The 12,657-nt window shown below is 66.6% G+C and carries 13 protein-coding genes; 6 read left to right on the top strand and 7 right to left on the bottom strand.

What is annotated here, in order from left to right; all coding sequences use genetic code 11:
- Nucleotides 1-2 precede the first annotated feature (2 nt).
- Nucleotides 3-1,244 (top strand): alpha-D-ribose 1-methylphosphonate 5-triphosphate diphosphatase, encoded by a 1,242-nt coding sequence (locus AC07XB_RS20720; protein WP_492831072.1) that lies wholly within the window; start codon nt 3-5, stop codon nt 1,242-1,244.
- Nucleotides 1,245-1,246: 2 nt separating this feature from the next.
- Nucleotides 1,247-1,828, top strand: coding sequence for an MOSC domain-containing protein (locus AC07XB_RS20715; protein ID WP_492372015.1), 582 nt, complete (start codon nt 1,247-1,249; stop codon nt 1,826-1,828).
- 42 nt (nt 1,829-1,870) lie between these two features.
- Here the strand turns inward: AC07XB_RS20715 and AC07XB_RS20710 are convergent, their stop codons facing one another.
- A complete protein-coding gene (locus AC07XB_RS20710) occupies nt 1,871-2,143 on the bottom strand; it encodes a hypothetical protein (RefSeq protein ID WP_174423701.1) in 273 nt (90 codons plus the stop codon).
- A gap of 376 nt (nt 2,144-2,519) precedes the next feature.
- On the opposite strand from AC07XB_RS20710, the gene AC07XB_RS20705 reads away from it, so the two are divergent.
- Entirely contained in the window at nt 2,520-3,659 is a 1,140-nt protein-coding gene (locus AC07XB_RS20705; RefSeq protein ID WP_492807181.1) for an AGE family epimerase/isomerase, read from the top strand.
- Nucleotides 3,660-3,683: 24 nt separating this feature from the next.
- Here AC07XB_RS20705 and AC07XB_RS20700 read toward each other — a convergent pair whose 3' ends face one another.
- On the bottom strand, nt 3,684-4,403 hold the full coding sequence (locus AC07XB_RS20700) for a Crp/Fnr family transcriptional regulator (protein ID WP_492831073.1): 720 nt from the start codon (nt 4,401-4,403) through the stop codon (nt 3,684-3,686).
- Nucleotides 4,404-4,742: 339 nt separating this feature from the next.
- Here AC07XB_RS20700 and AC07XB_RS20695 point away from each other — a divergent pair, with 339 nt between their 5' ends.
- Complete coding sequence (locus AC07XB_RS20695; RefSeq protein WP_492807183.1) at nt 4,743-5,333, top strand: copper resistance protein CopQ; 591 nt, start codon at nt 4,743-4,745, stop codon at nt 5,331-5,333.
- 30 nt (nt 5,334-5,363) lie between these two features.
- Here AC07XB_RS20695 and AC07XB_RS20690 read toward each other — a convergent pair whose 3' ends face one another.
- Nucleotides 5,364-6,224: a LysR family transcriptional regulator gene (locus AC07XB_RS20690; protein WP_043354809.1), complete on the bottom strand. Its 861-nt coding sequence runs from the start codon at nt 6,222-6,224 to the stop codon at nt 5,364-5,366.
- A gap of 189 nt (nt 6,225-6,413) precedes the next feature.
- On the opposite strand from AC07XB_RS20690, the gene mdtD reads away from it, so the two are divergent.
- On the top strand, nt 6,414-7,808 hold the full coding sequence (mdtD, locus tag AC07XB_RS20685) for a multidrug transporter subunit MdtD (protein ID WP_492807186.1): 1,395 nt from the start codon (nt 6,414-6,416) through the stop codon (nt 7,806-7,808).
- 47 nt (nt 7,809-7,855) lie between these two features.
- Here the strand turns inward: mdtD and AC07XB_RS20680 are convergent, their stop codons facing one another.
- The 4 genes from AC07XB_RS20680 to AC07XB_RS20665 form a co-directional block, all read right to left on the bottom strand.
- A complete protein-coding gene (locus AC07XB_RS20680; RefSeq protein ID WP_492807482.1) occupies nt 7,856-8,266 on the bottom strand; it encodes a hypothetical protein in 411 nt (136 codons plus the stop codon).
- A 72-nt stretch (nt 8,267-8,338) separates the two neighbouring features.
- Nucleotides 8,339-9,025 (bottom strand): alpha/beta hydrolase, encoded by a 687-nt coding sequence (locus tag AC07XB_RS20675; RefSeq protein WP_150989309.1) that lies wholly within the window; start codon nt 9,023-9,025, stop codon nt 8,339-8,341.
- Between the two features lie 257 nt (nt 9,026-9,282).
- Nucleotides 9,283-9,570, bottom strand: coding sequence for a hypothetical protein (locus AC07XB_RS20670; RefSeq protein ID WP_253929278.1), 288 nt, complete (start codon nt 9,568-9,570; stop codon nt 9,283-9,285).
- Nucleotides 9,571-9,740: 170 nt separating this feature from the next.
- Entirely contained in the window at nt 9,741-11,507 is a 1,767-nt protein-coding gene (locus AC07XB_RS20665) for an FAD-dependent oxidoreductase (protein WP_492807189.1), read from the bottom strand.
- A gap of 518 nt (nt 11,508-12,025) precedes the next feature.
- On the opposite strand from AC07XB_RS20665, the gene AC07XB_RS20660 reads away from it, so the two are divergent.
- The gene (locus AC07XB_RS20660; RefSeq protein ID WP_416052389.1) at nt 12,026-12,442 is read left to right on the top strand and encodes a hypothetical protein; all 417 of its coding nucleotides are present in this window, start codon (nt 12,026-12,028) and stop codon (nt 12,440-12,442) included.
- The last annotated feature ends 215 nt before the right edge of the window (nt 12,443-12,657 follow it).

Below are 12,657 nucleotides of genomic sequence, written 5' to 3'. Positions count from 1 at the left end.
CCATGCTTCCTGCTTACCTGACTCATGCACGAATCGTCCTGCCCGACGGCGTGCTAGCCGACAGCGCCTTGCTGATCGATAACGGCCACATCGCGGCCATCGAGCCCAATGCCGCCGCCGTGCCGCGTGCCGCCCAGGTGATCGACCTGCGTGGCCAGACGCTGCTGCCCGGCCTGGTCGACCTGCATTGCGACGCCATCGAGAAAGAAGCCGAGCCGCGCTCGCGGGTGATGTTCCCGCTGGATTTTGCCGTGGCGCAGATCGATCGCCGCAACGCCGCAGCGGGCATCACCACGCCTTACCACGCGGTCTCGTTCGCGGGTAACTCGTTCGGCGTGCGCAATTTCGACACGGCCGGCGAGCTCGTGCGCGCCGTCGCCGCCTTTCGCGGCCACAGCCTGGTGGATAACCGCATCCATTGCCGCTATGAGGTCACGGACGCCAGCGCGTTGCCGGTGCTGGAGCAACTGGTGGAATCCGGCCTGGTGGACCTGGTCTCCGTGATGGACCATTCGCCCGGGCAGGGCCAGTTCAAGACACTGGAGGCCTACCTGGCCTACATGATGGGCAACCACGCCATGAGCCGCGAAGAGGCCCATGCCGCCGCCGCCAAGAAACTGGTGGAGAAGGACGGCGCACTGGACCGGGTTGAACGCCTGCTGTCACTGGCCGCGCGCACAGGGGTGCCGGCCGCGAGCCATGACGACGACTCGGCACAGCGTATTGCCACCATGCATGCGCTGGGCGTGCGCATGAGCGAGTTCCCGATCAACCTGGAGACGGCGCAGGCCGCCAAGGCAAAGGGGCTGCCGACCATCCTTGGCGCGCCCAACGTGCTGCGCGGCCAAAGCCAGAGTGGCTCCATGCGTGCCATCGACGCCATCAACGCCGGGGTGGCGGACTGCCTGTGCTCGGACTACCAGCCATCCACGCTGATTGCCGCCGCCTTTGCCGCGGAACGCCTCGCTGGCCTGAGCCTGCCGCAGGCTGCCGCGCTGGTCAGCGCCAACCCGGCCGCGGCTTGCGGCTTGTCCGATCGCGGGCGCATCGGGGCCGGGCTGCGTGCCGACCTGGTGGCGGTCGCCATGGTGGCCGGCCAGCCGCTGGTCACGCATACGTGGTCATCGGGCCGGCTGGTGTTTGCCGCGCGCTATCCGGCGGGCGCCCTGGCGGCTGACAGCTCGGGGGTGGTCCAGATGCCGGCGCCCGACGCACCAGGCGAACCAAGCCGCGCGGCAGCATGACCATGGCGGCCGATATTGGCAACGGGTGGGCCGAATCGCCGCAGGCGGGCAGTGTGGCCGCGGTAAGCCTGAGTGCCACGCACACCTTCAGCAAGACGGTGACGCCAGTCATCCGCCTGCTGGCCGGGCTGGGCGTGGAGGGTGACGCGCATCTGGGGGAAACCGTCAAGCACCGTTCCCGCGTGGCGGTGGACCCCAGCCAGCCGAACCTGCGGCAGGTTCACCTGCTATCGGTGGAGCTGCAGGCGATGCTGCAAGCCGCAGGCCATGCGGTGGCGCCCGGCGCGCTGGGCGAGAACATCACCACGCAGGGCATCGACCTGCTGGCGCTGCCAACGGGCGCGCGGCTGCACCTGGGCGAGACCGCGCTGGTCGAGATCACCGGGCTGCGCAATCCCTGCGCGCAGATCGAGCGCTTCCAGCCGGGCCTGCTTGCGCGGGTGCTGGGTCGGGACGATGAAGGCAAGCTGGTGCGCAAGGCCGGCATCATGGGCATTGTCCTGGCCGGCGGACTGGTGCGCGCGCACGACGCGATTCGCGTGACGCTGCCGCCCGAGCCTCACCGCAAGCTGGATCGGGTTTGAGCAGGATGCGAGGATGAGGGTACGGGTGAGGGTGGAGCAGCCCTAGCGGTGCGACGCGCGGACCGTTCCGTGGTGGGAGCCGTGCCAGTCGCCTGGTATGTCGGGGAAGATCTCGCACTCGCCGCGCACGATCAACTCCACCGTCGCGCAGACGCCCTTGACGCCACGCGGGCCTACGCAGACCAGGCTGTGCGGGTGTTCCGAATGATTGGGAATGGCGTACACGCGCATCCCTTCCTGATACAGGGGATGGGCGGGCAGCCTGGCGTTGAGTAGTTCGACAAAACGCAAGGGGCTTACAACCGGCTTTTCCATCTTGCTCTCCCATGGAGCATGGGCGCGACCTCCGGAGGGCTCCGGACGGGCCGAAAGTGCTTGGAGAACGGACTGGACGGGAGGCGGGGGGAGCCCTCCGTCCATGTCACCTGCACAAACCAGGAATGTGGCCAGGACGCCGCGGCAGGCGCGGAATACGGCGCAAAAGCCGCTTACCGCGGCGATCGATTCAAGGGGCCACGCCGTAAGGTTAGGCGATTTACTGGCGGGATCAAGCTTGCCGTCGGCGTAAAAGAGCTAGTAGGACGAAGGCGGCACTCAGCGGCCGCCATCGCAGCTCGGGAAGGCCAGCTGGCGGGCTGAGGTATATTCCACGGGTGGCAGATACGCGCCTCTTACCGATTTCCTTTTCCGCATGAACGTTACGCCACCCCTTGCCACCACTGGTGCTGATCCCGAGGCCGCTTCCTTCGCCGCATTGCGCGCGCACTACGATGGCGTCGTCCTGCCGCTCTGGACCGGGCCGGGCTGGAACGCCACGATGCAGCTGCCCTATGAGGCGCTGTCCGGCGCCGACCAGCAGCCTCTGCCGGTGGCGCGTTACCGCGCCATGGCCTGCGCGCGCCAGCTCTATGTGTTTTCGCAGTGCGATGGCACCGATGAGGCCGCCCATGCCGCGCGCCTGTTCGCATCGCTCGGGGGCTGCTTTGCCGATGGCGGGCAGGGCGGCTTTATCTACAGCATCGATGCGCAGGGACAGCCTCTGGATACCACCAAGGACCTGTACACCCACGCCTTCGTCGTCTTTGCCTGCGCGGCGTATTTCAAGCGGTCGGGCAGCACGCAGGCGCGTGCGTTGCTGGATGGCACCACACGGCTGATCGAGGCGCGTTTCGCCACCGCGGATGGCCTGTACCATGCGGCGCTAGCGCAGGACTTTCGCCCACTGGGCGGGGCGCCCCAGCAAAACCCGATCATGCACCTGACCGAGGCCTACCTGGCGGCGTTCGAGGTCACCGGGGAGCGCTCTTATGCGGACCGGCTGGCGGGCATTGCCGCCGCCGTGCTGGCCACCTTTGTCGATCCGGCGACGGGTTGCATTGCCGAATTGCCGATGTGCACCGATCGCGCTGGCAACCGGGTCGAGCCCGGCCATCAGTTCGAGTGGTTCTCGCTGCTTGCCAGCGCGCCCGCGTTGTTCGACGGCTCCGGGCTTGCGCAAGCGCTGGCAAGCGCCTTCGGCTTTGCCATGCAGCACGGCGTTGACACCAGCACCATGGGCGTAGCCGCGGCGCTGCATCTGGATGGCTCGCCCAGAGACCCGATCCAGCGCATCTGGGCGCAGACCGAATTCGCGCGGGCGCTGGCGGTGCGCGGCGACAGCGTGGCGCTGGCGCACCTGCAGGCCTGGCTGAAAGCCTACCCGGCGCGATTCCTGCACGCAGGCGGCTGGCATGAGTGCCTCTCGCCTGCCGGCAAGGTGGAGCGGGCGGAGATGCCTTCGACCACGCCATATCACCTTGCCACCGCCTACCAGGCGCTGCCGCAGGATTGACGGCCTGGCGGATTCACCACCGCATCAGCCGGCCGCGCGGCGGAGCAAACGGTCGAACTCGTTGCGCACGATGCGGTAAGACTCGCCGGAAAAGCCCTCCAGCCCAGCCCGGTCGATCACGGTGATATGGCCGCGGCTGTGGCGGATCATCTGGAGCTCCGCCAGCTTGCCCACCGCTTCGGTCACGCCTTCGCGGCGCACGCCAAGCATGTCGGCAATGGTCTGCTGGGTCACGTCGAGCTCATTGCAAGGCGAGCGGTCCAGCGCCAGCAGCAGCCAGCGGCACAACTGCGTGGTCAGCGAGTGGTGGCGGATGCAGACGGCCGTCTGCGACACCTGCGTGAGCAACGCCTGCATATAGAGCAGGGCCATGCGCTGCAGCGTGGGCAGCTCGGGGTAGATCGTGCGCAGGTCGCTCGCGGCGACGCGAAACCCGGTGCCGCTCCTGCGTACCTCGATCCGGTTGGGCATGGTCTCGGCGCCGGTCAGCGCGGGCAGTCCCACCAGCCCCTCGCGGCCCACGGAGGCCAGTTCCACGGTGGCGCCGCTTTCCTGCAGCGACATCATCGAGATCACCGCCGTGCTCGGGAAATAGAGATGCCGGATGCGCTGGCCGGAATCGCTCAACAGTTGCCCTGTGCGCAGGCTGACGCTATCCAGGCGCGGCAGCAGCAAGCGGCGCTCGTGCGGCGGCAGGGCGCCTAGCAAGTGATTGGCGGCCAGATCCAGTTCGGTATCGATCATCCCGTTGTCTCCCGAAGTCGAAAGGTCGCGGCTGCTGCGCCAGCCGTTTGGTTTTTTCTCTGTTCGGTATGCCACGCAGCCGGGCTTGACCCGTTAACGTATTAAGCGTCATGCGTGCGCTTGCCGACACTGGCCGGAGGTTGGAGATCGCCACGGTATTGGGGGGATATGCTTTTGGCTGGATTCAGCCCCGGGTTCATACTTTTGACGGGGGGGTTAGGTGGCCGGGGCGCCGCACGGGGATGCGGCGGACGGATCGGCGCAAACAATCTATAAAAACCTGTAAGTTTCTGTGGGTGGCGGCGACGAATGGGCACATTCACCCAGTTGGAGATTGCCATGTACCCGAACCTCACCAAGTCGTTCACCAAGTCACTGTTTGCCGCCGCCATCACCGGCGCGGTGCTTGCCCTGGGCAGCGCCCAAGCCGCCAGCCCGGCTGCCCACGGCGCCACCAGCGTGCGCGACATCTACAGCGACGGGGCGCGCACTGCGCCCGTGAACGCCTTCACCGATGGCGCCCGCGCCCGCATGGTGGATCCGTTTACCGATGGCGCGCGCATCGCCGGCCTGGACCGCACTGGTCCCTCCGCAGATCCGGCGCGCAGCATCGACCCGTTCGTCGACGGCGCACGCAAGCTCGATACGTTCACCGATGGCGCGCGCATCGCCGGCCTGGATCGCGCTGGCGTATCCGCCGATCCGGCGCGCAGCATCGACCCGTTCGTCGACGGCGCCCGCAAGCTCGATACGTTCACCGATGGGGCCCGCATCGCTGGCCTGGATCGCACTGGCGTTTCCGCCGATCCGGCGCGCAATATCGACCCGTTCGTCGATGGCGCGCAGAAAGTGGCTGGCATGGATACCCGCGGCGTTTCGGCGTCGCCGGCCCGCAGCTTCAACGTGTACCAGGATGGCGCGGATGCGTGAGCCGCGCGCGGTCCAATGCGCCGGGGCCGGCTACTCGTCCAGCCAGGACCCGCGCAGATCGCTCTTTTGCAGCAGTTGCAGCAAGGTTTCGGCGGGCCGGCTCAGGCGGCCCGCGCGCAGCGAGATGAACTCCACCTCCGGCAGCGCCGGCAGGCTGTCGCCGTTGACCAGCGGCGACAGCCCGCGCCCGGACAGGTATTGCGCGCGCACGGTAATGCCCAGCCCGCCGCGCGCGGCGGCGATGCAGCCCGAGTGACTGCTGCTGGTGCAGACGATCTGCCAGCGCATCCCGGCCTTGGCCAGCGTATCGAGCACGATGGCGCGCGTGACACTGGGCTCGGGCACCAGGATCAGCGGCAGCGGCTGGCGCAGGTCCGCCACCGTGCCGGGCCGGGCTAGCCACTCCAGCTTGCCCCTGAACAACGGAGACCCGCGCCGGTCGCCTTCGCGGCGCTTGCCGATCATCAGGTCCAGCGCGCCGGCATCCATCAGCTCGTAGAGCTTGCCGGTCATGCCGATGGTGATTTCCAGCTCCACATCCGGATGCGAGTTGCGAAACGCCGCCAGCACATTGGGCAGGGGGCCCAGCGCGAGGTCATCGGAAGTACCCAGGCGCACGCGGCCCTGCAGGCGCGGCGCATTGAACTGGGACTCCGCGCGCGCAATGGCATCCAGGATCAGCCGCGCATGCGCCAGCAGCGCCTCGCCGTCGGCGGTCATGGTCAGGGTGTGGGTATCGCGCACAAAGAGCCGGCGCCCGACGTGCTGTTCCAGGCGACGGACGTGGTCGCTGACGCTGGATTGGGACAGGCCGAGCTGGCGCCCCGCGTCGGTAAAACTGTGCGCGGCGGCTACGGTGGCGAAGGTCTTGATCCAGACAGGATTGAGCATGCCGCATTGTCATCGGATTTTCCGATGACAGTCAATATACCTAGCGGGGTTCCCGATTGGCATGGCCGGTATTAACATCGGCAGCATTCCTGGCACTGGTTTTGCCCCGATCGCTTCTTCCACGGTCCACTCCAGATGCCGCGCCGGTCATTGCCCCTGATTGCCGGCACTTGCCTCGAGACGTACCAGATGACCAGCCAAACCTCGCAAAAGGCCATGTTGTGGATCGTCGCAGCGGGCTTTTTCATGCAAACGCTCGACACCACCATTGTCAACACCGCGTTGCCCGCGATGGCGCGCAGCCTCAACGAAAGCCCCCTCGACATGAAGCCCGTGGTAGTGGCCTACACGCTGACCATGGCCATGCTCACGCCGGCCTCGGGCTGGCTGGCCGACCGCTTCGGCACCCGTCGCGTGTACTTCGCCGCGATCCTGATCTTTGTGCTGGGCTCGCTGTTCTGCGCGGGTGCGCAGAGCCTGGACCAGCTCGTGATTGCCCGCGTGATCCAGGGCGTGGGCGGCTCCATGCTGCTGCCAATCGGCCGGCTGGCGGTGCTGCGCAGCGTCTCCGGCGAGCATTACATCGCGGCGCTGGCCTTTGTCTCGGTGGCGGGGCAGGTCGGGCCGATCTTTGGCCCGGTGCTGGGCGGCTGGATCGTGCAGTCGGTGGCCTGGCACTGGATCTTCCTGATCAATGTGCCCGTGGGCGCCATCGGGATGCTGGCGGTCTTGCGCTACCTGCCCGACCACACCATTGGCCGTGCGCCACCGTTCGACTTTGTTGGCTGCGGCCTGTTGTCGCTTTGCATGGTGGCGTTCTCGCTGGCGCTGGACACCCCGCGCGAGGCAAGCCACGCGGCATGGAGCGGCAGCCTGTTCGCGCTGAGCCTGCTGTCCGCGCTGCTTTACATCCCGCATGCGCGGCGCCGTCAAAGTCCGCTGTTCCGGCTGGCGCTATTTCGCGAGCCCAATTTCAGCGTGGGCCTGGCCGGCAACCTGGTGTGCCGCATCGGCTCGGGTGCGGTACCGTTCCTGATGCCATTGCTGCTGCAGTTGCAGATGGGATATTCCCCGTTGCATTCGGGGCTGATGCTGCTGCCGGCCGCACTGGCCGGCGTGGTTGCCAAACGCTGGATCGTGCCGCTGGTCAAGCGCTTTGGCTATGACAACTTCCTGCTGGTCAACACGGTATTGGTAGGTGGCTCGATCGCCTCGTTCGCAGCGATTGCGCCGGGATGGCCCGTGGGCCTTGCCATTGCGCAGCTCGCTTTGTTCGGGGCCACCAACTCCATGCAGTTTGCTGCCATGAACAGCGTGACGCTCAAGGGTTTGAGCGTGGAAGACGCGGGCAGCGGCAACAGCCTGTTCTCGATGGTGCAGATGCTGGCAATCGGCCTCGGGGTCACCATCGGCGGCGGGCTGGTCAGCATGTTCACAGCCCAGCTGGGCGTGGCCGGCACAGCTTACCGGCTGGCGTTCTTCACCGTGGGCATGATCACGCTGCTATCGGCGCTGGTGTTCCGCCAGCTCGATGCCGAGCAGTTCGACAAGAGCCGCGGCCCGGCCAGCGTAGCCAGTCGCTGATGCCCCATGGCGGGACGCGGCGCATCGCGCGCCGGCTTGCCCCGTCATCACTCAGTCACGCCGTTCTCATGCAGCAGCCGCTCGCACTCATCGAGCAGGTCGTGCGCAAAGGCCGACTGGTAATTGGGGTCCAGCGCTTCCATCATTTCGTGGGCGGTGTACAGCCCGGCCTCGCGCGAGAGCGTGCCGGCGAGCTGGCGCGCGAACTGATCGCTCAGTTGCGACAGCAAGCGCCGCTCGGCCAGCGCCAGTTGCAGCTTGGAGCGCGACAGCCACAGGCTCGCCAGGGTGGCGCCCTGGGCATCGGTCATCCATTGGCGGTGCTCGTAGAATGCCGACAAGCGCTCGGCGGCGAGCGCAAACAGCAAGGCCTTGCGGGTATTGAAGTCGAGCTTGAGTGCTGGCGCTGGCGTGGGGGCGGAAGCGGAAGCAGAAGCGTCGGGGGAAGAGGTTTTCATCATGACTTGCAAATCGTGCGGTGGGGCGCGAGCCTACCACGCTATCCGGTGCCGGGGCGGCGTGCGTGCGGGTCAGGATTTCCCGGCCGCCGCGAAGCGCGCATTCAGCCAGGCGCCGATCGCCTTGATCTCTTCCATGCAGACCGAGTGAGACATGCGGTAGGTGTGCCATTCCACCTTGCAACCGAGTTTTTCCACGGTCTCGCGCGCCAGCAGGCCGAGCTGCACGGCCACCACATCGTCCTCGCTGCCGTGTCCGGCAAAGATCGGCGTGGCGCGGTTGGCTTCGCTGAACTCGGCGGCAAGCATTGCCGGCGCGGGGATATAGGTGGAAAGGGCAATGATGCCGCCCAGCGCTTCGGGATGCGTCAGGGCTGTGGTATAGGCCACGGCCCCGCCTTGCGAGAACCCCGCCAGCACCACGCGGTGGCTGGGCACACCGCGCTGGTTCTCGCGCGCGATCAGGGCGCGGATGGCATCGCGGGAGACCCGGATGCCGGCCTCGTCCGCATGGCGGCGGGCGTCATCGAGCGACTGGATGTCGTACCACGCCGGCATGACGTAGCCGCCGTTGCAGGTAACCGGGATGGCCGGCGCATTGGGAAACACGAAACGCACGCCGGGCGCGGACGCCAGGCCCAGCTCCGGCACCACGGGCACGAAATCGCTGCCGTCGGCGCCGAGCCCGTGCATCCAGATGACCGACCACGTGGGTGACGGCGCGGTTTCGATTTCAATGGCTGGCAGCAGTGCGCTCATTTCGATGTTCCTTGTTCCCGGATCCTGATCGGGCCCCCTTGCCGGCACGGCGAGCGCGCTGGGCGCCACTGCCCGGTGCGGGGCAATGTGTCTGTGCGGATGGCATGGGGGTGGCCGCGTGAGGCGGCAAGTATCGCACAGCGCCGGCGCGGTGCCGGCGGCTGGGCAATCGGGAACGCTTCAGCAAGCGCCGCGTGTCATGCGAGCGGATGGCCGCGGCGGCTTCAAGCCGCGCGGCATGGCCTGACGGCAAACCGTCAGGCTGCTGAAGGTACGGTAGGCACCGTGATGAGGCCGGGCGCGGAGCGGGGCGCTTGCGCATGCTCCGCGGCAACGGGTGCGCGCCGCTTGTCCACGACGCTCTCGACGCCAGAGGCGGTCACCTCCTCCAGGAAGGCGACCAGGTCGCGGTAGTAGTCGACCTGCATCTGTGCCTCCAGCAGACGACGCTCGGCTTGGAATAAGGTAAGCCGCATTTGCTGCAATTCCCTTGCTGCGATTTTCTCCGGGGTGGGCGGACTAAACATGTCTGCAAGCGAACGCATGGCAACCTCCCGCTATCGACGGCTTCGAATTGAAGCTCCTGCCATGCAACCAATATAGTAAATAAAAGCGCATTTCAGGCCCTGTCGCGCGCCGTCCACACGGTCGATTGCCGGCGTGCAACGGCAGGAGTAAATTCATCGTCCGGTGTTTGCAAGGTGCCCGGCAGCGCTTACATGGCAAGCGTTCCCGGCTCCGGCTGTTTCATTTTTTCCAGGTAGCCGTGGATCTGCGCGACCACCGCCGCGCCTTCGCCCACGGCCGCCGCAACCCGCTTGGTGGAACCCGAGCGCACGTCCCCGATTGCAAAAATGCCTGGCACACTGGTCTCCAGCGTGGATGCCGGCATGGTGCCTTCATGCGCCGTGTCTGTGCCGGTCAGCACGAATCCCTTCGCGTCCACGCGCACATTGCAGCTGGCGAGCCATCCCGTATTGGGGTCGGCACCAGTAAACAGGAACAGATGCCGGACCGGCACCTCGGTCACGCGATCGCTGTCGCGCGAGCGATAGCCGATCGTGGCCAGGCGTTCTTCCCCGCCCAGGGCGACGATCTCCGTGCCGGTATGCAGTTCGATATTGGGCTGGGCCGCGATGCGCTCGATCAGGTAGCGCGACATGCTGGCCTCCAGCCCTGATGCCCGGATGAGAATGTGCACGCGCTTGGCGTGCGCGGCCAGGAACACTGCGGCCTGCCCTGCGGAATTGCCGCCACCCACCAGCACGACCTCTTCGCCGTTGCACAGGCGGGCTTCCACCGGGGAGGCCCAGTAGTAGACGCCGCGTCCTTCGTAGCGATCGAGTTCCGCGATGGCGGGGTGGCGATAAGCCGCACCGCTGGCAATGACCACGGTCCGGGCCGCAATCTTGCGGCCATCGCTCAGCTCGATGCGCTGCGGATGCTCGCCGCAATGCAGCGCGCTCACCTGCAAGGGGATGGCAAGGTGCGCGCCGAACTTTTGGGCTTGCACAAAGGCCCGGCCGGCCAATGCTTGCCCGGAAATACCCGTGGGGAAGCCCAGGTAGTTCTCGATGCGCGAGCTGGCGCCGGCCTGGCCACCTGGCGCAAGGCTGTCGAACACCGCAACACACAGGCCTTCGGAAGCGGCATACACCGCGGTGGCGAGACCCGCCGGACCGGCACCCACCACGATCACATCGTAGATATAGTCCGGGTCGAATTCGGGCAGCAGGCCCAGGCAGGTGGCAAGCTGGCCCGCGTCCGGACATCGCAGCACCGCGCCGCCGGGGCAGATCACCAGCGGAAAGTCGCCGGGCGCGGCGGCGGTGAAATCGAGCAGGGCGCACGCATCGGGATCGGTATCCGCGTCGACCACGGTGTGGGGATAGCCGTTGCGCCGCAGGAACGCCTGCAGATGCAGCAGGCGCGCGTCGCTGCCGCGGCCCAGCAGCGTCGGGCCATTGCCGCGCTCGATCAGGCCAACGCGGCGCAGGATCAGCGCACGCATGATCCGCTCGCCCAGATCGGCTTCCGCGACCATCAGCGCGCGCAGCCGATCGGGTGGAATCGAGATGGCCTCGATGTCCTCCAGCGCCAGGCCGTCGACTAGCGCGGGCTTGCCCGATAGCTGCCCCACCTCGGCAAGGAAGTTGCCCGGCCCGTGCTCGCCGACCACCGACGCACGGTCGCGCGCGTCGCGCTGCAAGACGCGCACGCGGCCCCGCAATACCACCACCATGCCGTGGGCAGGGTCGCCGGTGCGAAACAGGTATTCATTGGCGCGCCACTGCCGCAGTGTGCCGAAATGCTGGAGCCGCACGATCTCGGCGGCGGTAAGCAGGGGCCACATCTGGTGGCGGCGCGACTCCATCGGGGAGAACGCCGCGGTGGCTGCCTCCTGCTCGATGGCCAGGCCCGCCGCAACAATGGCTTGCGGGCCAGGGGGTTCCAGGCTTCCGATAGCGGTGTCTGCGCTCATGGCTGTAAGGCCTCCCGGTGGCACCGCGCGGGCGCCGGTGCGGATGAGTCGAGTGCTGCTGATGCGTGCGCGGGGATGCCCGGGCATGGCCCGGAGAGTTTGCTCGCGATGCCGCGATGCGGCAATCCCTCGTTGTCCGCGCACCCCAAAAGCGTAGTACACGCGGGGCATCAAAGGGCTATAGCGCCAAATAGCGACTCATGAACCCCTTCTTTGGTTTGTGCTGCTTATGCCATTGGTGGATATCGTAGGTACAACCTAGTAAAAACCCTTGACTATCTACTTACAGGTAGATAAGATGTGTTCCATGGATCCCGCAGCAAGGTAACGCCAAGCAGACAAGGCCCAGCCAGCCGGTTTCCAATGCAGCAAATGAGGAACAAAGACGAAAGTCATTTTTTTTGCTCCGCCTCTCTACCTAGTGATAGGTAAGAGGGCGAAAAAACGACGAACCAGCTAAAACCCGGTCCCCGCGGCCAAAGCAGACCCCCGGACCCATGCTTCGATTGGAGAACATCATGAACACCAAGCTTTTTGCCAAGTCCCTGCTCACCGCCGCCACCCTCGCCGCAGCATTCGCTGCTGGCCATGCCCAGGCCGCCGCAACCGTTACCGCCGACAAGTACGGCTATGAATACCGCACCCGCGACGTCTACAGCGACGGCGCCCGCAGCGGCAAGTTCGATACCTTCACCGAAGGCGCACGCGCCGGCAAGGCCGATCCGTTCACCGATGGCGCCCGCGTTGGCAAGACCGACCCGTACACGGATGGTTTCCGTACCGTCGCGGGCCTGGATCGCAGCGGCGTGTCGTCTGAACCCAGCCGCAAGTTCGACCCGTACACCGACGGCGCCCGCAACGACAAGCGCAACCCGTACTTCGACGGTGCCCGCAGCGGCGCACGGGACGTGTACACCGACGGCGCAAGGGCCTGAGTGAAAACCGGTGCCTCAAAGGTCTCGATGGCCGAGGCGCCGGATTGCATGTATCACCCCGCGGCGTCACCGTAACGACGCGCGGATACCTGGAGCACATCATGAACCGTTGGCAGAGTTTCCGGATGTTGGCAGGCTGGGCGCTGGTTTGCGTTGCCAGCGGCTCCATGGCCACCGTGGTGGCACAGGCACTCCCGGCCTGAGGGTTCCCCGGG

This window comes from Cupriavidus sp. GW821-FHT02F09, assembly GCF_059421605.1.
This window is presented reverse-complemented; position numbering and strand designations above follow the sequence as displayed.

What these genes read in the sequence shown, in the direction of transcription:
- AC07XB_RS20715 (WP_492372015.1), top strand. Translation starts at nt 1,247, where the DNA reads ATGGCGGCCGATATTGGCAACGGGTGGGCCGAATCGCCGCAGGCGGGC.
- AC07XB_RS20710 (WP_174423701.1), bottom strand. Translation starts at nt 2,143, where the DNA reads ATGGAAAAGCCGGTTGTAAGCCCCTTGCGTTTTGTCGAACTACTCAAC.
- AC07XB_RS20695 (WP_492807183.1), top strand. Translation starts at nt 4,743, where the DNA reads ATGTACCCGAACCTCACCAAGTCGTTCACCAAGTCACTGTTTGCCGCC.
- AC07XB_RS20700 (WP_492831073.1), bottom strand. Translation starts at nt 4,403, where the DNA reads ATGATCGATACCGAACTGGATCTGGCCGCCAATCACTTGCTAGGCGCC.
- AC07XB_RS20705 (WP_492807181.1), top strand. Translation starts at nt 2,520, where the DNA reads ATGAACGTTACGCCACCCCTTGCCACCACTGGTGCTGATCCCGAGGCC.
- AC07XB_RS20670 (WP_253929278.1), bottom strand. Translation starts at nt 9,570, where the DNA reads ATGCGTTCGCTTGCAGACATGTTTAGTCCGCCCACCCCGGAGAAAATC.
- AC07XB_RS20680 (WP_492807482.1), bottom strand. Translation starts at nt 8,266, where the DNA reads ATGAAAACCTCTTCCCCCGACGCTTCTGCTTCCGCTTCCGCCCCCACG.
- AC07XB_RS20665 (WP_492807189.1), bottom strand. Translation starts at nt 11,507, where the DNA reads ATGAGCGCAGACACCGCTATCGGAAGCCTGGAACCCCCTGGCCCGCAA.
- AC07XB_RS20690 (WP_043354809.1), bottom strand. Translation starts at nt 6,224, where the DNA reads ATGCTCAATCCTGTCTGGATCAAGACCTTCGCCACCGTAGCCGCCGCG.
- mdtD (WP_492807186.1), top strand. Translation starts at nt 6,414, where the DNA reads ATGACCAGCCAAACCTCGCAAAAGGCCATGTTGTGGATCGTCGCAGCG.
- AC07XB_RS20660 (WP_416052389.1), top strand. Translation starts at nt 12,026, where the DNA reads ATGAACACCAAGCTTTTTGCCAAGTCCCTGCTCACCGCCGCCACCCTC.
- AC07XB_RS20720 (WP_492831072.1), top strand. Translation starts at nt 3, where the DNA reads ATGCTTCCTGCTTACCTGACTCATGCACGAATCGTCCTGCCCGACGGC.
- AC07XB_RS20675 (WP_150989309.1), bottom strand. Translation starts at nt 9,025, where the DNA reads ATGAGCGCACTGCTGCCAGCCATTGAAATCGAAACCGCGCCGTCACCC.